Here is an 18,063-nt window from a genome sequence, read left to right on the forward strand (position 1 = left end):
ATACTGCATTGCAGCAACGGACGAGGCAATATCATGGCAATTACACGATCAAACAGCGCGCTGGATGTCGTTTTCGAAGCTGGCCGCACGTTCTTTCACCAAAATCTGGACACGATGCGAAAGGCACAGGCCAAACGCAGGGTTTATCGCGCAACGTATTATGAGCTCTCGGTGCTATCTGACCGCGACCTAACAGATCTGGGCATTCCGCGCAGTAGCATCAAAAGACTTGCTATGGAGGCTGCATATGGCTGCTAACACCCAAACGGCTAGTACAGATCGTAGTCACGCCATCGCCCTATCAATCAGCTTCCTGGCGAGGATCGGAGCCACGGCAAATGCTGCCTTGAAGGCGCTTCAAACGGCCAGGATGCTCTCCACACTTTCGAATATGAACGACCATCAGCTCGCTCAGATTGGAATCTCGCGATCCGATATCCCGGAATATGCCGCAAAATTGATGGCTGACGAATAGAGAAGCAGACCCTCAGAACAAAAGATTGAACGGAATTTGCTGGTCCTCGCTCCTCCCAGAGTAAGCCAGCAAGAGCGGCGGCGAAAAAGCCAACAGGGAGCGCCAACGCAAAGGGCCAGCATTTTCACCTCCTCCCGAAAATGCTGGCCCAAACCAACCTGCCAAGCAGGAGCCGCAAAAAGTGAGAGGTAGAAGAGACATCATAATAGTCGGGATTACCGTCACCATCGAGATGAAGATGTGAAGCTGGATTGCGTATGTGACGCCGCAAACGATCTGGCTGCGTGCCCACAATATGTTGAATTCAGTGGTTGTCTCGAGGCAGTGACTTGCGCGCGATGTCGAGATAGGCGTCAGCATTGCGTAGGTTCATGCCCTTGTCAAAGGGTTGCACCAGATCACGGAAATACTGTTGCCAAGGAGATTGGCTTTCGGGCACGGGATATCCACCGTTATGGATTAACTGTTCCTTGCGCCGCTCAAGTTCCGCATCGGAAATCAGATTGTTGACTGTGCAGGTGTTAAGGTCAACGCGGATCCGATCCCCTGTTTGCAGAACTGCTAGGCCACCATTGTCGGAGGCCTCTGGTGCAGCGTTAAGGATTGATGGCGAGCCAGAAGTGCCAGATTGGCGCCCATCACCTATGGAGGGTAATTCCTGAACGCCTTGCTTCAAGAGATAAGATGGCGCTCGCATATTCACGACTTCTGCTCCACCGGGATACCCTTTGGGGCCGGTTCCGCGCATAACGAGAATGCAACGGGTATCGATATCCTGAGAAGGGTCGTCAATGCGCTTGTGAAAATCTTCGGGTCCATCAAAAACAACTGCACGACCCTCAAACGCGTTGGGATCATCGGGATTGGAAAGATAGGCATTTGCAAATTCTGACCCGATAACACTGGTTTTCATCAACGCGCTGTCAAATAGATTGCCCTTTAGGTTAATGAACCCTGCCTTATCTTTCAGCGGGGCATCAACAGATTTAATGACGTTGGAATTTGTGCTGCGCTGGCGCGTGCAGTTGTTGGCTATGCTATGCCCGTTGACAGTTTTGGCCTCTGCATGAGGTAGGCGACCAGCTGCAATCAATTCTGCGATCACGGCAGGTACACCGCCAGCGCGGTGGTAATCTTCGCCGAGATATTCGCCTGCGGGCTGTAGATTGACCAAAAGGGGCACATTATGCCCCAAAACCTGCCAGTCATCATTGTCAAGTGGCACACCTAGATGGCGCGCAATAGAATTTAGGTGAATGGGCGCATTGGTGGATCCGCCAATGGCGGAGTTAACGACGATAGCATTCTCAAAGGCCGCGCGCGTCATGATGTCAGACGGGCGCAGGTCCTCCCACACCATTTCAATGATGCGTTGTCCGGTCTCATAGCTGATCTGACCGCGTTCGCGGTACGGGGCCGGAATGGCCGCCGCGCCTGGCAGCTGCATACCGAGTGCTTCGGCCAAGCTGTTCATGGTGGTGGCGGTTCCCATAGTGTTGCAGTACCCCACCGAGGGAGCAGATGCGGCGGCGGCTTCCATGAATTCATCAGCGGAGATTTCCCCAGCAGCAAGGCGTTCGCGAGCTTTCCAAATCACAGTGCCAGACCCTGCACGCTTCCCCTCGTACCAACCATTGAGCATCGGCCCAACGGACAGAGCGATGGCTGGAATGTTGACCGTTGAAGCCGCCATCAGAAGAGCCGGTGTGGTCTTGTCACAGCCAATCATCAACACCACACCATCAATCGGGTAGCCGTACAGCGATTCAACCAAACTCAGATATGCCAGATTACGGTCGAGCATGGCGGTGGGTCGTTTGCCAGTTTCCTGAATGGGATGAACCGGCACTTCGATGGCTGTGCCTCCTGCTGCGATGATTCCGTCGCGCACCCGTTTGGCGAGCTCCAGATGGTGGCGATTGCAAGGGCTTAGGTCGCTGCCCGTCTGTGCAATTGCGATGATAGGTTTACCGGATTGCAGTTCTTCGCGCGTGAGCCCGTAGTTGAGATAACGTTCCAAATAGAGCGCGGTCATTTCCGGATCGCTCGGATTGGCGAACCATTGACGTGATCTGAGGTTCTCGGGCTTAATACGCGACATGCGTGCCTCCTAAGTCTTGGTCGTGTGTCGGTTAGATCTTTCGACTTTTGAACATACCAAACAGCGCAAAGGCGGATTCTGATATTGGAGCCGCGCACAGTAGCGGAAACTTGTCTGGCTCCACGTTTTTGAAACGCGCTTCCCAAAGTTCACCGCCAACAGACTATGACAGTCCACCACGCACCTGGGCCAAAGCGTCTTTCGAAGCAGCAGCCATCAAACGGGCATCCGACGCGATTGTGACGAACTGGAACCCCATTTCGATGCGCTTCAAAGCGTATTCCGGTGTTCCGTTATGGCAGCCAGCGAACTTCCCATACTCTTTTGCCTTGGCGGCTATCAGTTCAATGGCCTCGGCCACGGGGGGCTCGACCTCATCGAATGCCGGGCGGCAACCTAAAGCCAGGGAAAGATCGGAAGGTCCGATGTACACGGCGTCGAGCCCTGGAACCGACAGTATGTCTTCAAGGTTGTCGAGACCTTGCAGAGTCTCGATCATCGCAAAGACGACGATCGTGTCATTGGCATGCTGCGGGTAGTCTGAACCTCCGTACAAGAGGCCTCGGGTCGGCCCAAGACTCCTTGTTCCGTTGGGCGGGTAGTGTGTCCACGCCACAAGGTTCTCGGCATCTTCACGGTTATTGATCATTGGGCAAATAACGCCGTAAGCCCCGGCATCGAGCACCTTCATCAAAATACCGGGCTCGAGCCACGGCACGCGCGTAACTGGGACGGTATCCGTTGTCGAAATCGCAGTGAACATCTCGACCGCCTTCTGGTAGTCGATTACGCCATGTTGAATATCAACAGTAAGTGTGTCCCATCCTTGATGCGCCATGGTTTCGGCCGAGAAACCGCTTGGGATCGCCAGCCATCCATTGACTACAGGCCGTCCTGCGGCCCAATGCTCTCTAATTTTGTTTGGTCGCATCGGTTTACCTTTTCAGAGTGTCTACACATATGGCCTGATCGTATTGGTTCTATTCCTCAAGAATGCCCTGACCACAAAATTCCCCGCCCTGATAAACTGCGGATACGTCATCGATTGCAGGTTGGGTGCATTCGGCATCGATACGGGCGCGAAACGCCTCAGAGTTGTCTTTTGGCTTCCATCCCAAAAAGCCTGTCTCTCGATTGTCCCACCAGGATGCGTCGTTGTTCGAGGCACCGTAGATAATCGGACATCCCAAACGCGGAATTGTGAAAACACTCTCGATAAGAGATTTCAGATCATCGTAACTCAACCACGTTGCAAGCATGCGATGGTTCTTTGGTTCCGGAAAGGATGAACCGATGCGGACCAATGCTGTCTCGATCCCAAACTTCTCAAAATAGAGCCTTGCGAGAGCTTCTCCGAAGACTTTTGACACGCCATACAGACCATCGGGCCTTACCTGTGCATTGGCATCAAGCCGCGTTGTCTGTTTGTGAAAGCCAATTGCGTGGTTTGAACTGGCAAAAAATATCCTCGGCGTAACAGACGATTTACGGGCCGCTTCATAGAGATTGAATACACCGTCGATATTGGATTGTTTTATAGTTTCCCAGGGTGCTTCGATCGATTGTCCCCCCATGTGAACAATCCCGTCACACCCTTCGACCATGGCCTCAACCGCACCTTTGTCGGCCAAGTCACAATACACAATTTCTTCATTTTCTCCGGCAGGGCCCACATCTTCCCGCGCTCCAAGGCGAATGGTAGTGGCGAGGCCCTGCAAGCGAGATCGACAAACCGACCCTAGGTTGCCGTCCGCGCCCGTTATCAAAAGTTTGTTTAGCATTTTGAATATCTCACTTTTTGCAGGCGGCGATCACGTCGCTACAGATTGGAAACCGTAGAGTTCTTCGGCGTTTTCTACGAGAGCGAGGTGGCGCGCGCGGTCGTCTGGAAACCAGCTCAGAACAGTGTCGAGCAATGCGGCGTCGTTAGGGTAGTCCGAGGTTTTTGTCGCCGAATTGTGAGGAAAATTCGTCCCCCACACAATGCGCTCGGGGGCATGGGCTGCCATGATCCTCGAAACTTTAGCTACGTCCGAATAATGCGGTTCGCCTTCGATGGAGGACTCATAACAACCAGCAAACTTGAACCAGCATCTGCCACCGTCGACAAGGCGTTTGAGCATTCCGACTTCATCGCCATCAGGCGCAAGACCCCTTAAGAATTTGCCATGGTGGTCCAACACCCATCTGGACCGTAGTTTTGAGAGCCTCTCAACATGGTCCGAAATATCCGAGCCATCGAACTGAATCGCAATCATCCAGCCCGCGGCGAAAGCACGGGCATCAACCTCTTCGAGCTGGTTGAGACCAACCGCGCCCCCTGGCAGATCCACGATACGCGTCCCAACGGCCCCTACATCCTTGAGCATTTCAAGCTCTGCATCAGAGGTTTCACCGTCTATGGCGGCCACGCCGCGTGCTACCTTCCCGGTTTCGTTGAGCGCTGCCATCAAATTCGCATTGTTGGTCTGATGCGCATTTCCTTGCGTGATGACAAACCTGTCGATGCCAAGCCAGCCCATGAGTTGTCGGTACTCTGGTAACCCAGGAAGGCCCTCTGGCAGATCAGGACCTTCTGGCCGTGCTGGAAACCCGGAAAGATAGACGTGAACGTGTGTATCAATGGCGCCTGCAGGCAGCTTGATCTCAGGGGCACGGCCAGAGAAGCTGCGTTCGATCATTCAGGGTCTCCCATGGCGAACTCTGCCAATGCGTCACGATTTATCTCAATACCCAGACCCGGTTTGTTCGGAATTGCGATCACACCGTTTTCATGTTCGATCGGGTGGGTGATTATCGCCTGCCTGAATGGGTTGTGCGTCCGATCAAACTCAAAAATCGGTTCGATTGGATAGCGCCGTGGTGGGTCCGGTAGCAGGGCCGAAACAAACTGAAGGCTCGCAGCGATTTGCACTGCTGTTCCCCAAACATGCGGAACAACACGTACGCCATGAAGAGCCGCCATATCAACGACCCGGCGCATCTCCGAAAAACCGCCAGTGCCACACAAGTCTGGCTGGGCGATATCGATACATCCTGTTTCCAGGGGTTCGCGGAACGCGAACCTGCCATGCCAAGTTTCGCCACCAGCAACCGGAATAGGTTGACCGGCGCGTACGCGACGGTACGCGTCAAGTTGTTCCGGAATGACTGGTTCCTCGAACCAATCGATATCGAACTCTGCCGCACGGTTGCCCAGAGTGATCGCTTCTTGGGCCGAGTACCCGTGATTTGCGTCGATCATCAGACGAGTATGCGTTCCGATCGCTTCACGCACCGCCTGGATGACTGCAAGATCTTCTTCCACCCCAAAGCCAATCTTGATTTTAACTGCGTGGAACCCTGCAGCGACATGGGCTGCGCATTCCTCGGCATTGTCCGAAATACGATCGACCCCGTCGCGCCGAAATGACCCGGTCGCATATGCCTTTACTGTGTCCCGAACACGTCCCCCGAGAAGCACCGAAACCGGAACGCCAAAGTGGTGACCCTTGATATCCCACAAAGCGACATCAATTCCTGAAAGTGCGGTCATTGTGAGACCGCGCTGCCCTTGGTCTCGTAGGAGATTATACAGGCCTTGCCAGAGAACTTCCGTATCCAGCGGATTGCGTCCAATTAAATTGGGCGCATAGGCCTTTACGATCGCAGCGTTTGGCTGCGCTGGCCCCAAGCACTCGCCCCAGCCCGTTGTTCCGTCGTCACAGATAATCTCGACCAAAACATGTTGGCGTCGCGTGAAACGAGTTGCTGCGCTCTCGAAGGCGGTCTCAAGCTTGTAGTCAAGAAGATGTGTATGAACCTCGGAAATCTTCATTTACACACCTCCAACTGGGCTGCGTCCCGAGCCAGAGTTTCGATACCCGCCCAATCACCCACGGCGATAAGATCTTTGGGCGCCACCCAACTGCCTCCAGCACAAACCACGTTCTTCTGCGACAGATATGAGCCTGCATTCGCCGCGCTGACCCCACCCGTAGGGCAGAAGGAAACCTGCGGCAAAGGCCCGCCAATAGCCTTGAGTGCCGATACCCCGCCCGAGGCCTCGGCTGGAAAGAACTTGAGCATATCATAGCCTCGCGCCAAAAGACGCATCGCCTCAGACGCAGTCGCGGCCCCGGGCAGGAGCGTCAATCCTTCGGCTTCACAAGCCGCAAGAATTTCATCGGTTGCACCCGGAGAGACACCGAAGGTAGCGCCGGCCTCTTTGGCGGCCTTAACATCTTCGGGGGTTATCAGTGTGCCAGCCCCCACATGTCCACCCGGGACGCCGCTCATGACCCGAACGACCTCGAGAGCGGCAGGGGTGCGCAACGTGACCTCCAGCGCGGGCAAACCGCCTGCGATTAGTGCCTCGGCCAATGGTCGGGCTGTTGCGACATCATCAACCACCAAAACCGGTACAATTGGCGCGAGCGAACAGATTTCTCGGGCCCGTAAACTCGCTGCCTTTGGAGAAACAGTCATCTGGACAAATTATCCTTTAGGTGGGTGCATCGTGTAACCGATCCGACTGTGAAGCGGTACGAGTTGCACAGCGCGTTTTCTAAGCCAGACGAGACAGTTAAAATTTTGGCGGCGGTCGCCGAGTTGTCAAGCAAGCCGGATTCCGTAAATTCAAACGCTGCAACAGCTGTCTCTCTCGGCGACCCGAATTCTTTGTTAATCCGTTTCTGCCCCAGTTCATTGCAGTAATTTAAGCCCAACGCGACGATCCTCTTAGCGGGTGAAACCTGAGGGGAATTGAATTTGTCCCTGTTTTGGACAATGCGTGGCTGCGATTCAGACATCAGTCAGAGAGCCGTGCGCGCCAGACCTCAAATCGTTCAAGAACGTCTGGGTCGGTTGCAGGATAAAGCCCGATTACGGGGGTGTTTTTTCGCACCTCTTCCAGAACGAAGCGTTCGAACAGCTCCATTGGGCCTGCCTCGATCGCAATGTCATCGGCAAGGTGACGAGGGATAATCATGACACCATCGCTGTCACCCAGAACGATGTCACCGGGATAGACCGCCACGCCGCCACACCCAATTGGCAAACCGATATCAACTGCATGATGTTTCGTAAGGTTGGTCGGGGCAGACGGTTTTGCAGCAAAGACTGGCATCTCAAGTGCTGCGGCACCGTCGGCGTCGCGAATGCCACCATCCGTGACAACGCCCGCTGCTCCGCGCATTTCCAGTCGCGTTAAAAGGATCGAACCTGCCGAGGCCGCCGTGGCGTCCTGCCGACAATCCATTACCAATACAGCGCGTTCAGGACATGTTTCCACGGCCACGCGCTGCGGGTGATCTGGCTCACGAAACGCCTCGATCGGATCGGTGTCTGGCCGTGCAGGAATGTAGCGCAGTGTAAAAGCCGGGCCCACAAGGGTGGGCTTGCCCTTGCCCAATGGGGCAACGCCTTGAACATAGGCGTTTTGATAACCGCGTTTGTAAAGCAGCGTTGCCACGGTTGCCGTGCTGACCTTTGACAAGCGATCAAGCGTATCCAGATGCAGTTTGATCGTTTCGGCAGGCTGAGGGTTCGGCATGGGCTGGATCCTTCTGCTAGGGCTGTAGGCAACTGGCGAGCAGGCTTTGGTTGATCGGAACAAGTGCACCTTTGCCTTGCACGACATGCCCTGCCAGTTTGCAGGCCAGCGCTATGCTGTCAGGCAAGGGTGTGTCCGTTGCCAGCCCCGCCAGAATGCCAGCGTTGAAACTGTCGCCTGCAGCAGTCGTATCCACAACCGAGGCCAGAGGCGGAACATGGACTGAGCCCTCTGCGCCGCCGGTACGATACAGGACCGTTTCTGCGCCATTCTTGACAACGATCGTTTCCGCGCCCGCCCTTGCATAGCGCTGCAAAGTGGCCGCGGGTTCCTGGTCGCTGAACCAACGTGCCTCGTCCTCGAACGATGGCAAAGCGATATCACTAACTGCGGCGGCCTGCATGATGTTCTCGGTCATCTCAGAGGGACTGTCCCAAAGATGCGGGCGCAGATTGGGGTCGAAGGCAATCCGTTTTCCGGCGCGCCGCGCTGACTGAGCAACGTCGAGCAAGGCGGCGCGCCCTTCAGGGTTCAAGATTGCCAGAGTGATGCCCGAGAAATAGATGAGATCTGATTGCGTCATGGCGCGGGCAAGTGCTTGCTTGTCTTGGGCCAACAGGCGTGCGGCCGACTGGCCGCGCCAATAGGTAAAACTGCGTTCCCCGTTGTTTAGCGTGATAAGATACAACCCCACTGAACGGTTTGGCACGATCCGCACCTGCTGGGTGTTGACCCCGCTTTCGCGCATCGCATCCAGCATACGGGACGAGATGGCATCGTCTCCGACGGCGGTAAAATAGGACAAGGGCGTTTCGGGTGTGAGTTGGGCCAGATACCAAGCTGTATTGAACGTGTCTCCGGCGAACCCCATTTGATACGTGCTTGGCGCGTCAGTTGGGGCCATTTCGGCCATGCATTCACCTATCGCGAGAATTCGCATAATCCGGTTTCCAGTACTTCGAAGTTTGACAAACGGTAGCGTTCGACAATTAGGTAACCTGTTCTGCAGTGGTCACGAGAACAGCATCCCACCATTGATATCGACATTGGTCCCGGTCAGATAAGCCGAGTCCTCGCTTGCCAGAAATGCCACGAGGTTCGCAACGTCCTGAGACTGGCCTTGCCGCTTGAGCGGCGCAGCGGCTTCTAGCCCCCGACGGCCTGCATCGGGAGTATGGATGTTATGGAAATCCGTGTCGATCATGCCTGGGCAGATTGCGTTGACACGGATATCAGGACCCAGTTCTTTTGCAAGACTACGGGTGAGCGTCATGACCCCGCCTTTTGACGTTGCATAAGCCGACGCACCCGGGCCACCACCGTCGCGACCCGCCTGACTGGCGATGTTTACAATGGCCCCGGATTTCATATGCAGCAGTGCCGCTTTGACCATAAGAAACGTGCTGGTCAGGTTGAGATCCATGACAGCCTGCCAATGCTCAAGCGACATCTCGGCGATTTTCTTGCGCGCGATCAAACCTCCGGCATTGTTCACCAGAATGTCCAGGCTGCCATAGGTATCGACCGTCTTGGCGATCAACGCATCGACCTCTTCGGGTTTGTTCAGGTCGCCTTGCATTGCAAACGCCTGTCCACCGATCTTTTTGATCTCGGCTACGGTTTCCTCGGCGCCGGCACTACTGGCGAAGTAGTTCACCGCGACATTCACCCCTTCGGCGGCGAGTTTGACAGCGCAGGCGCGCCCGATATCGCGGCCACCACCCGTGACAATTGCGGTCTTTCCCTGAAGTCTCATGGTTGCTCTTTCCCGTTCAATTGGTGCTGCTATGCGTGACTGATGGATCTGACGCTAAAGCTTGGCAAAATAGTCGAAGATTTCCGGCACGTTGCCGTCGCCCAGGCCTGCGTCCGCGGCTGCCTGAAGGTTGTTCGCGGTTCCTTCAGCGATCTCGGCACGAGTGCCCACGTCCTCGGCCAGCTTCAGGAAGTATCCAAGATCCTTGTTGGCGTTGTTAATCGAAAACCCCAAATCGCTGACACCATCCACCGCGTAGTTCTTACAAAACTGCATAAAGGGGGAATTGGACGGTCCAGCTGACATGATGTCAAAAAGCTGCTGTTTGTTAACCCCTGAGCGTTCAGCCACGGCAAAGGCTTGGCTCATGGTGCAAGCTGTCGTCATGCCCATATAATTATTGATGAGCTTGGTCACATGGCCCGCACCCAGTTCGCCGAGGTGAAAGACATTTTCCCCCAGTACATCCAGGACAGGTTTCACCTTCTCAAAGGTGGCTATATCGCCTGCTGCCATGATGTTCAGCAAACCATCCTTGGCGTGCGCGGGTGTGCGTCCCAGCGGCGCATCAATCATACCAGCACCTTTTGCGGCCAAGTCTGCGCCGATTTTGCGTGTGGACGCTGGGATCGAAGTGCCAAAGTCAATGACCACAGCACTATCTTTGATGCCTGCCAGGATGCCGTCATCTCCGTAGATCAGGCTTTCGACGACATCCGATGTTGTTACACAAAGCATCACGATATCGCTGTTTTCAGCAAGCTCTCGTGGCGTTTTAACCTCTAAAGCACCGCGGTTGACTGTGGCTGCGACGGCTTCCTTGTTCCGACCCATAACAACCAGATCAAAACTGTTGTTTTGCAGGCACTCTGCCATGTTACCGCCCATAAGACCGAGGCCGATGAAACCGATGACGGGTTTTGTCATATCTGACTCCTTAAACTCTTTCCAATTGGGCTTCGCAGAGCGCCGTGACCCCTGCCTGCGCAACTTCGAGATCCTGAGCTGGCGAGCCCGAGCTGACACCGATCCCGCCAACCACCTGTCCGTCGACGGTCACGGGAAGGCCACCTGCAACGGTCACCATTCGTCCGCCGAGCGTTGAGGAAATTCCGTGTGCGGCCATGCCAGGCTGATTTGCTTCACCAAGAGCATCGGTTCCTTTTTGGATACCGGTTGCAGTGAAACTCTTGTCGATAGCCAAAATGATGCTGGTAATCTTGCCACCATCCATCCGCTCAAACGCGATGAGGTTGCCGCTTTCGTCTGTAACGGCAATACACATCGGTACACCGATTTCCTGCGCCTTGGCTCGCGCTCCTGCGATCAACTTGCCCGCGTCATCGATGTCCAGGCGTCTTATTGTCAGCATAGCCTCATTCTCCTTTGATTTAGGGACCAATGATCAAGTTCGGCAGTGTCAGCGATATTGCCGGTACAAAAGTGATCAGCATGAGCGCGGCAAAGATGGCGAGGTAGAAAGGCCAAATCGTTTTGACCGCTTTCTCCATCGGTAGTTTTCCAACAGCACACCCTACAAAGAGACAGGTCCCGACAGGTGGTGTGCAAAGACCAAGACCGAGGTTCACCAAAAGGATCATGCCGAACTGTAGCGGGTCGATGCCCAGCATGTTCATCACCGGCAGGAAAATCGGTGTGCAGATCAGGATCAACGCGGCCATGTCCATGATCATCCCCAAGAGCAACAGCACAGCGTTGATCATCAACAAGATTAGGATCGGGTTTTCTGTGATACCCAACAGGAATTCGACTGTTTTTGTCGGCACCCGGTTGAACGTCAGCATATAGGCAAAGGCACCGGCGCAGGCGATCAGGATCATCACCATAGACGTTGTGCGCACCGAAGAGATAACGGCGGTTTTGAAGTTTTCCCAGGACAGGCTGCGATAGACAATAAGCGTCACCACAAAGGCATACATTGCCCCGAACGCGCCGGATTCCGTGACCGTAAAGACGCCTGACAAGACCCCTCCAACAATGATCACGGCCGTCAACAAGCCAGGGATCGATCCAACAAAGGCGATGGCCAGTGCGGTCCAACCCGGAAACTGTTCGGCCTGATAGCCGCGCTTGACCGCCACGACATAGGCGGCAATCGCAAGGCAGCAACACATAAGGACACCGGGCACAACTCCGGCCAGGAACAGTTTTGAGATTGAAACTGCACCGCCTGTTGCAAGGGCAAAGATGATCATGTTGTGGCTGGGCGGGATGATGATCCCGGCAATTGATGATGTCACTGTGACGTTCACCGCATAATCGGCATCATAGCCTTTATCTTTCATCACCGGGATCAGGATCGACCCAAGCGCCGAGATATCGGCAATTGCCGATCCGGAAATGCCTCCAAACAACATGGACGAGAAGACATTGACGATACCAAGCCCACCGCGCACAGCGCCTACGGCGGCCTGCGCAAACCGAACCAACCGGATCGCGATTCCACCGTGAAACATCAGCTCGCCCGCAAAGATGAAAAACGGGATCGCCATTAGGGAAAAGACGTTGATCCCAGACACGATACGCTGGAACCCAACAAACATCGGCAATCCTTCAAACCAAAAGGAAGCCAATGCAGCGATACCAAGGGCGTATGCTACTGGCGCACCGATGATGACACATAGGGCAAAAACCCCCAACAGAATCATGAGTCCCATGACTATCCCTGATCTATGTTGTCTTGGCGTTCGTCTCGGCCCAGAAACAGGCGGATCAGATGGCCAGTGGAAAAAAGGAACACCAACGCGCCGCTGATTGTCAGTGGCAAGGAGCGCAAGCCCTCTGACCATTGGATGAGCGGGATCAAGGTGTTCCATTTGAATATTGTCAGCTCGATCCCGTACCAAAACATCATGCCACCGAAACCAGCCATCAGGACATCAGTGAGCACGACGAAGACCGTTCGCACAGTGGGTGGGACTAAATTGCGGAACACGACAACAGAGAGGTGCGTGTGATTGTGCACACCCGCAGCCGCTCCGAGAAACGCGATGACCATAACCAAAAGCAGTGAAACCTGCTCAACCCAAGTGGGCGTGTTGTTCAGAACGTAGCGACCGAACACCAGCCAAGCAAAGATCGCAGTCATAACGACAATGGCGATCCCAGACAGCAACATGCAAACTCGTGCGAGCAGATCAAGAATCCTGTCCATGTTGCGCATGGCGGCAGGGGCGGTATCGGGCTCTTGCATTGGATTTCCTCTGAGACAAAACGCCCGGCATCCAATTGGCGGAGCCGGGCGCTCAAAGTTGAACTGTTAAGACAACTTATTCAGTGGCTTGCGCCATTTCTACCAACGCTTTCATGTCTGGATTTGCAGCCAAGTAGTCTGCATAAACCGAATCCATTGCAGACTGGAATGGGCCTTTGTCGGCGATTTCATTGACGGTGATGCCGGCCGCTTCAACATCTTTACGCGCTTGTTCAGAACCAATTGCCCAAAGCTCACGCTGGACCAATGCGGCTTCTTCTGCTGCACCGCGCACAGCGGCTTGCAATTCAGGAGACAGCGCATAGAATTTGGCCGTGTTCACGCAGATGCACTCGGGGATAATCAGGTGTTCGGACAAAGAATAATTTGTGGTCACTTCATAGTGACCGACATTCTTGAACGACGGGAAGTTGTTCTCCGCACCATCAACAACGCCGGTTTTCAGCGCTTGCTGAACTTCGGAGAATGCCATTGGAGACGGGTTACCGCCCATAGCTGAAATCATAGATGTATAAAGATCGTTGTTCATCACACGGATTTTCAGACCTTCGACATCTGCGGGCGTGTTGATCGGCTTTTGGCTGTAGAAAGAACGCGCACCGGCATCAAACCATGCCAGTGGCAGAACGCCTGCTTCACCCATCGCAGCTGAAACAACCTCACCGGCGTCGCCGTCCAGCACGCGGAACATGTGCGGCACATCTTTGAAGATGAAAGGAAGCGATACAAGGTTAGCTTCTTTCACCATTGGGCCAATAGGACCGAGGTTGAAGTTACCGACCTCGATTGCGCCGATACGAACCTGTTCTAGGGCATCCGGTTGGGAACCAAGAACACCACCGTGGAACACATCGACGGTAACTTCGCCGTCTGTAGCGGCGTCAACCAGTTCGGCAAACTTGTCCATTGCAGCCGTGTTGGGATGGCCGTCGTTGTGGATATTCCAGGCTCGCCAGTTTTCGGCTGAAGCTGACGTTGCAATGAATGCCACAGCGGTCGCAGTTGCAAAGAACGATTTCGTGAAAGTCATGGGTTCTCCTCCCCGGTTATTTTTGGACAGGATTTGGCTTTCATGGAATTTCAGAGACCGTAAGCCACGTAGCTTTCGATTTCCCCCAAGAACCAGAATCGCTGCTGCCCTTAAAGGGACACTAGTATCCAAGTTATGTCAACCGTAGGCTTTTAGTATGTCAGATTGCTTGACAGTCGAAAGCGCAGGGCATTTGATAGGTGACAGGCCTACATTGGTTCACTCAAGCAAAACAAAATAGAATATTCTATTTGTTTCAATGCCATAACCGTGGATCTGTAATTTGAAACGTGACTAAGACAGAGGGCGCAAGCAACATACCGTGGAAGAAATTGTCAGACGAACCACAACCGATGCGGTCTATGAAGCGCTACACGACGAGATCGTTTCGCTTGAAATTCTTCCCGGTACAAAGCTATCCGAAACAGAGGTAGCCAGCCGATTCGGCGTATCACGCCAACCTGTTCGCAACGCATTCACAAGACTCGGCAACGAAGATCTGCTCTTAATACGACCACAAAAGGCGACCGTAGTTCGAGGATTTTCTATGGAGCGTGTGGCTCTCGCGCGATTGGTTCGAATGGCGGTGGAGCTAGAGATCGTCCATCGAGCAATGGAAGTTTGGGATGCAACACGTGAAACAAAACTTGAAGAAAATCTCGCCTTACAAGAGCAGGCGATCAGTGACGGTGATCTATCAGCGTTTCACTCGCTGGACTATGATTTTCACAAACTGATCTACGTGCTCAGCGGCAATCCGATGGCATTTGATGTAATGCTAGAATCCAAGCAAAAGGTTGACCGGCTTTGTATGCTCAGTCTTGAAAAGGGCAGTGCCGCAGACGCCATCCTCGCCGATCACCGAGAGATTGCAGAGGCCATGGCGGCAGGAGACCATGACCAAGCGCAAGCCGCTGTCAGAAAACATCTGTCCCGCCTCGACGAAACCATCGACTTCATTCACAAGACGCACCCAGGCTACTTTGAGTAACCGAGGCCATGCGATCTAGTCGTCTCAGGCCGTTCCTCGTTCCGGACGATCATTATCAATATTGAATTTCATGCCGTCCAAAAGCTCTTCCAAATCGGGACGTGCAGCAGGGCCGTTAGAGATATCGGCCAGCATCAGCGTCCCATTCGGACGGATGGCAAACGCGCCAGGTTCGGCGAACAGACCCGTCGTTTCTGCATCAGATAGAGGCGATGACACGTAAAGACCAAGCGCGCGCATTTGCGCTTCAGTCATTCCATAGCAAAGATCAAAATCCCAGCCGAATTCTGCTTTGTCTGCCGCAGCTTTTTCTTTGGTGTCGGCAGAGACAACGATAACGTCCATAACGTCAGCCCATGCTGACAGCGCCACATTCAACTTGTTCAAGAAGCGCTTGCAGCGAGGACAATGCTTGCCTCGATAAACAAACAACATGGTCCAGCGGTCTTTTTGTTGACCGATCGTAACCTTATCATCAGACCCCAGCCTTAAAAAACTCAGTTGCTCGATTTGCGCGCCGACATTTGGTTTGGCTGAGGTCATGAGTCGTTCCTTTCTACTACAAACAAGGCTTTGCGCGGATACCGTTGGCTTAGTTCATGTCACGTCAAGGCAATGATTGAAACCAAGATCGCGATATCATTGGGTGCTTGAAAGGCACGCTCGATCTAAGTTTGCTGTTAGTTAACGAGGAAACACCGATACCTACCCGCCGTCACTCTACGGCCCTCATTGCAGGCGGACGTCTAATGCCGCAACAGGTGTGAGCGCATCCAGCGTATCTGCATCGAATTCAACGCGACATGATCGCATTTGGCTCCAAGAAACCTTCACAATCGAGACAAGAACGATCAAACGACCAGCCTCGTGAAATCCACCACGTCACCGACAGCGCTTTACTTTAAACGCGAAGAACTGCTGCGTATTCACTACCTGCAACCGCAAAAGTCCGCTTAGGCTGCATTGCGGTCTTCGTCGACCCGGATCTCGAATGGCAGGTTTTGCGACCACCGCATGAATTGCAGCGTCCTACCGAAACGCAAACTTCACTGAACGGGTGTTATGTGAAGCGATCTCTGGTTGAGTGGTCCGTCCGTCCACAGCCTACCGGCCCAATCACCTAACACCACATTGAGCGGCTTTTTCCCGCCCCATTGATCTTGTTCGCCCAGTCCGATATTCAGGCCGGCTGCGTTTTCGGCCGTCTATCCGAGCCCAGCCCAAAACCAACGAGCCAACCGATGGAGGGTGCCATGTAGTTCAGAAACTGCATGAAAGGCCAATGACATGGCCCATTACAAACGCAAACGTCCCCGAACCGTGCTTGGGAACGGGTACTCACGCCTAGGTCTGAGCCGTCGTCTCGGAAAAGACCCGGATGATGTCCGGTGGCTTGGCAATTGGCCACGCTATCACGACATCACCTGTCACACGCGTCCAACGAGACGCAAATCCAAGGCTCTTGCGTTCGGCATCCTGAAAGGCGCTGATCCTGACGACCTAGTCTGGCCCGATGGGCGCAAGCCCCACCACTATTATTGGTGAGTATGTGCGGCGGAAGCATTCCATAACTCCGCCGCGCACTTTGGCTCAGGTGGCCGTTGAGACGGCCGAAGCAGTCTGGCCCGTTGCGGCCATCGGTAGATCACGAACCAAGTCCTGCTTCTTTTCTCACGATGTGCCGCAGCAAGTTATTGCCCTCGGTCATGAGGTCGTGGCGATCTTCGTTCTTTTTCACTACGGATGCCCACGCCATTTGATCGTGTATGAATTCATCAATGACCGCTATGCGCTGTCCACGACCCATTTCCTTGGTTTTGCTTTTTAAAGTCAAAAGCCTGTCAATGTGCCCTACTAGGTTGGGAGACAGGTCCTGATCTTTCATGAGATCATGCAGGTTCATGGGCGGTGGCGTGTCGGGTATCTGCCGGATCCACGAGATCGCCAAAGCGGGTCTCAGGATGTAGAAATACGTTTTGAAGCTCACATCCTGGCTCTCACCAACATGCTTGTCCCACTGTTTCTGTGCCAGGTTGCGATAATGGTGCAGACAGGATTCGCCGAAGGTCGTCTTGGCTGCGAAGGCAATCAGCCGTTCACATATCGCATCATTCCATCTGTACCTGATAGGACTGGATAACCATTCCAACATCACGGGGTTAGGTTTGATCAACAAACCAAGCGCTTTGCGAATATCCCACCCGTTAATGTCCCAATCGCCCTCGATCGGCAGTTCGATAACATCGCGACCGGGCTCAATACTCAGATACCAGTCTGGCCGATGTACGTAGATGAAGCGTACATCGTAATCACTGTCGGGAGACGGGAAACCCCATGCACGGCTACCGCTTTCAATGGCGAACAGCACCCGGACATCATGATCCGCTTCTAAAGCGGTAAGCTTAGATTGGATGACCTGCTCGATCTCAGGCGAAACGCTGGACGCGAAAGGTAGACGGTTCATGGTGTTTCTCGCAGTGTCAAGACGGCCATCTGGAACGGTAAATCATAGTTTTTGTAAAGGAGACCTAGGCGCGGCGATTGGGAGAGCGGCGAACCTGTCGGAACCAATCATGCTGAGCTAAACGCCCGGCAGGTTTCCCCAAAGTCTGTGCATGTGCCTCGGTTCAGAGGCGCGCGCAGACTGCTTTTGGTCAAACGCCTCACCATATTAAACCGCGAACATCACTGGACCGGTGTTATGTGAAGTTATTTCTGGCTGTATCATTGCCCATCTAGGTCCTCTTCACGCGAGTGTCCCAATTCATAAACACCCTGCTTCTTCATTCGGCGTACAAAAGCAAGGTAGTCAATCACCCTGTCGACCTCATCCATGTCTCCAGTAGCATAAGTGTCCGTCGTCAGGGATTTTGGGACAGATGGCGCTCTGATCTAAGAGAGGATGTGGCCCATCTGATTGGTCTGATTATGCGGCGGATTTG

General features: G+C 54.0%; 19 protein-coding genes. 3 read left to right on the plus strand and 16 right to left on the minus strand.

Annotated elements, in window-relative coordinates:
* The first annotated feature begins 33 nt into the window (after window positions 1-33).
* Window positions 34-258: a DUF1127 domain-containing protein gene (locus tag ACR0IM_RS20400; protein ID WP_480683045.1), complete on the plus strand. Its 225-nt coding sequence runs from the start codon at window positions 34-36 to the stop codon at window positions 256-258.
* Window positions 248-475, plus strand: coding sequence for a DUF1127 domain-containing protein (locus tag ACR0IM_RS20405; RefSeq protein WP_480683046.1), 228 nt, complete (start codon window positions 248-250; stop codon window positions 473-475). Before ACR0IM_RS20400 ends, ACR0IM_RS20405 begins: the two co-directional genes overlap by 11 nt.
* Window positions 476-779: 304 nt before the next feature.
* Here the strand turns inward: ACR0IM_RS20405 and ACR0IM_RS20410 are convergent, their stop codons facing one another.
* The 14 genes from ACR0IM_RS20410 to ACR0IM_RS20475 form a co-directional block, all read right to left on the minus strand.
* Window positions 780-2,576 (minus strand): IlvD/Edd family dehydratase, encoded by a 1,797-nt coding sequence (locus ACR0IM_RS20410; protein ID WP_480683047.1) that lies wholly within the window; start codon window positions 2,574-2,576, stop codon window positions 780-782.
* A gap of 163 nt (window positions 2,577-2,739) precedes the next feature.
* Window positions 2,740-3,507: an HpcH/HpaI aldolase family protein gene (locus ACR0IM_RS20415; RefSeq protein ID WP_010437308.1), complete on the minus strand. Its 768-nt coding sequence runs from the start codon at window positions 3,505-3,507 to the stop codon at window positions 2,740-2,742.
* 49 nt (window positions 3,508-3,556) lie between these two features.
* Window positions 3,557-4,357: an NAD-dependent epimerase/dehydratase family protein gene (locus ACR0IM_RS20420; RefSeq protein WP_480683048.1), complete on the minus strand. Its 801-nt coding sequence runs from the start codon at window positions 4,355-4,357 to the stop codon at window positions 3,557-3,559.
* A gap of 30 nt (window positions 4,358-4,387) precedes the next feature.
* Window positions 4,388-5,257: an amidohydrolase family protein gene (locus tag ACR0IM_RS20425; RefSeq protein ID WP_480683049.1), complete on the minus strand. Its 870-nt coding sequence runs from the start codon at window positions 5,255-5,257 to the stop codon at window positions 4,388-4,390.
* A complete protein-coding gene (locus tag ACR0IM_RS20430; RefSeq protein ID WP_480683050.1) occupies window positions 5,254-6,393 on the minus strand; it encodes a mandelate racemase/muconate lactonizing enzyme family protein in 1,140 nt (379 codons plus the stop codon). The genes ACR0IM_RS20425 and ACR0IM_RS20430 overlap by 4 nt, the downstream gene beginning before the upstream one ends.
* Window positions 6,390-7,043, minus strand: a complete 654-nt coding sequence (gene eda / locus ACR0IM_RS20435) for a bifunctional 4-hydroxy-2-oxoglutarate aldolase/2-dehydro-3-deoxy-phosphogluconate aldolase (RefSeq protein WP_480683051.1) — start codon at window positions 7,041-7,043, stop codon at window positions 6,390-6,392. Before eda ends, ACR0IM_RS20430 begins: the two co-directional genes overlap by 4 nt.
* Before the next feature lie 322 nt (window positions 7,044-7,365).
* Window positions 7,366-8,109, minus strand: a complete 744-nt coding sequence (locus tag ACR0IM_RS20440; RefSeq protein WP_010437293.1) for a ribonuclease activity regulator RraA — start codon at window positions 8,107-8,109, stop codon at window positions 7,366-7,368.
* Window positions 8,110-8,125: 16 nt separating this feature from the next.
* The gene (locus ACR0IM_RS20445) at window positions 8,126-9,049 is read right to left on the minus strand and encodes a sugar kinase (RefSeq protein WP_480683052.1); all 924 of its coding nucleotides are present in this window, start codon (window positions 9,047-9,049) and stop codon (window positions 8,126-8,128) included.
* A gap of 72 nt (window positions 9,050-9,121) precedes the next feature.
* Window positions 9,122-9,865 carry an SDR family NAD(P)-dependent oxidoreductase gene (locus tag ACR0IM_RS20450; RefSeq protein ID WP_480683053.1) on the minus strand — a complete coding sequence of 248 codons (744 nt, stop codon included), beginning with the start codon at window positions 9,863-9,865 and terminating at the stop codon, window positions 9,122-9,124.
* A 54-nt stretch (window positions 9,866-9,919) separates the two neighbouring features.
* Entirely contained in the window at window positions 9,920-10,792 is an 873-nt protein-coding gene (locus tag ACR0IM_RS20455) for an NAD(P)-dependent oxidoreductase (protein ID WP_480683054.1), read from the minus strand.
* Between the two features lie 10 nt (window positions 10,793-10,802).
* Complete coding sequence (locus tag ACR0IM_RS20460; RefSeq protein ID WP_170519537.1) at window positions 10,803-11,237, minus strand: GlcG/HbpS family heme-binding protein; 435 nt, start codon at window positions 11,235-11,237, stop codon at window positions 10,803-10,805.
* A 19-nt stretch (window positions 11,238-11,256) separates the two neighbouring features.
* A complete protein-coding gene (locus tag ACR0IM_RS20465) occupies window positions 11,257-12,543 on the minus strand; it encodes a TRAP transporter large permease (protein ID WP_010437285.1) in 1,287 nt (428 codons plus the stop codon).
* A 2-nt stretch (window positions 12,544-12,545) separates the two neighbouring features.
* The gene (locus ACR0IM_RS20470) at window positions 12,546-13,079 is read right to left on the minus strand and encodes a TRAP transporter small permease (RefSeq protein WP_480683055.1); all 534 of its coding nucleotides are present in this window, start codon (window positions 13,077-13,079) and stop codon (window positions 12,546-12,548) included.
* Between the two features lie 76 nt (window positions 13,080-13,155).
* Window positions 13,156-14,130, minus strand: coding sequence for a TRAP transporter substrate-binding protein (locus tag ACR0IM_RS20475; RefSeq protein WP_480683056.1), 975 nt, complete (start codon window positions 14,128-14,130; stop codon window positions 13,156-13,158).
* A gap of 322 nt (window positions 14,131-14,452) precedes the next feature.
* Here ACR0IM_RS20475 and ACR0IM_RS20480 point away from each other — a divergent pair, with 322 nt between their 5' ends.
* Complete coding sequence (locus ACR0IM_RS20480) at window positions 14,453-15,121, plus strand: GntR family transcriptional regulator (RefSeq protein WP_480683057.1); 669 nt, start codon at window positions 14,453-14,455, stop codon at window positions 15,119-15,121.
* A gap of 24 nt (window positions 15,122-15,145) precedes the next feature.
* Here the strand turns inward: ACR0IM_RS20480 and ACR0IM_RS20485 are convergent, their stop codons facing one another.
* Window positions 15,146-15,664: a redoxin domain-containing protein gene (locus tag ACR0IM_RS20485; RefSeq protein ID WP_480683058.1), complete on the minus strand. Its 519-nt coding sequence runs from the start codon at window positions 15,662-15,664 to the stop codon at window positions 15,146-15,148.
* Window positions 15,665-16,766: 1,102 nt separating this feature from the next.
* Window positions 16,767-17,585: a nucleotidyltransferase domain-containing protein gene (locus ACR0IM_RS20490; RefSeq protein WP_480683059.1), complete on the minus strand. Its 819-nt coding sequence runs from the start codon at window positions 17,583-17,585 to the stop codon at window positions 16,767-16,769.
* Window positions 17,586-18,063 lie beyond the last annotated feature (478 nt).

It is taken from the genome of Ruegeria sp. BF6, assembly GCF_056538665.1.

What these genes read in the sequence shown, in the direction of transcription:
- ACR0IM_RS20455 (WP_480683054.1), bottom strand. Translation starts at nt 10,792, where the DNA reads ATGACAAAACCCGTCATCGGTTTCATCGGCCTCGGTCTTATGGGCGGT.
- ACR0IM_RS20460 (WP_170519537.1), bottom strand. Translation starts at nt 11,237, where the DNA reads ATGCTGACAATAAGACGCCTGGACATCGATGACGCGGGCAAGTTGATC.
- ACR0IM_RS20430 (WP_480683050.1), bottom strand. Translation starts at nt 6,393, where the DNA reads ATGAAGATTTCCGAGGTTCATACACATCTTCTTGACTACAAGCTTGAG.
- ACR0IM_RS20400 (WP_480683045.1), top strand. Translation starts at nt 34, where the DNA reads ATGGCAATTACACGATCAAACAGCGCGCTGGATGTCGTTTTCGAAGCT.
- ACR0IM_RS20410 (WP_480683047.1), bottom strand. Translation starts at nt 2,576, where the DNA reads ATGTCGCGTATTAAGCCCGAGAACCTCAGATCACGTCAATGGTTCGCC.
- ACR0IM_RS20470 (WP_480683055.1), bottom strand. Translation starts at nt 13,079, where the DNA reads ATGCAAGAGCCCGATACCGCCCCTGCCGCCATGCGCAACATGGACAGG.
- ACR0IM_RS20415 (WP_010437308.1), bottom strand. Translation starts at nt 3,507, where the DNA reads ATGCGACCAAACAAAATTAGAGAGCATTGGGCCGCAGGACGGCCTGTA.
- ACR0IM_RS20405 (WP_480683046.1), top strand. Translation starts at nt 248, where the DNA reads ATGGCTGCTAACACCCAAACGGCTAGTACAGATCGTAGTCACGCCATC.
- ACR0IM_RS20490 (WP_480683059.1), bottom strand. Translation starts at nt 17,585, where the DNA reads ATGAACCGTCTACCTTTCGCGTCCAGCGTTTCGCCTGAGATCGAGCAG.
- ACR0IM_RS20445 (WP_480683052.1), bottom strand. Translation starts at nt 9,049, where the DNA reads ATGCGAATTCTCGCGATAGGTGAATGCATGGCCGAAATGGCCCCAACT.
- ACR0IM_RS20475 (WP_480683056.1), bottom strand. Translation starts at nt 14,130, where the DNA reads ATGACTTTCACGAAATCGTTCTTTGCAACTGCGACCGCTGTGGCATTC.
- ACR0IM_RS20425 (WP_480683049.1), bottom strand. Translation starts at nt 5,257, where the DNA reads ATGATCGAACGCAGCTTCTCTGGCCGTGCCCCTGAGATCAAGCTGCCT.
- ACR0IM_RS20465 (WP_010437285.1), bottom strand. Translation starts at nt 12,543, where the DNA reads ATGGGACTCATGATTCTGTTGGGGGTTTTTGCCCTATGTGTCATCATC.
- ACR0IM_RS20420 (WP_480683048.1), bottom strand. Translation starts at nt 4,357, where the DNA reads ATGCTAAACAAACTTTTGATAACGGGCGCGGACGGCAACCTAGGGTCG.
- ACR0IM_RS20440 (WP_010437293.1), bottom strand. Translation starts at nt 8,109, where the DNA reads ATGCCGAACCCTCAGCCTGCCGAAACGATCAAACTGCATCTGGATACG.
- ACR0IM_RS20450 (WP_480683053.1), bottom strand. Translation starts at nt 9,865, where the DNA reads ATGAGACTTCAGGGAAAGACCGCAATTGTCACGGGTGGTGGCCGCGAT.
- ACR0IM_RS20485 (WP_480683058.1), bottom strand. Translation starts at nt 15,664, where the DNA reads ATGACCTCAGCCAAACCAAATGTCGGCGCGCAAATCGAGCAACTGAGT.
- eda (WP_480683051.1), bottom strand. Translation starts at nt 7,043, where the DNA reads ATGACTGTTTCTCCAAAGGCAGCGAGTTTACGGGCCCGAGAAATCTGT.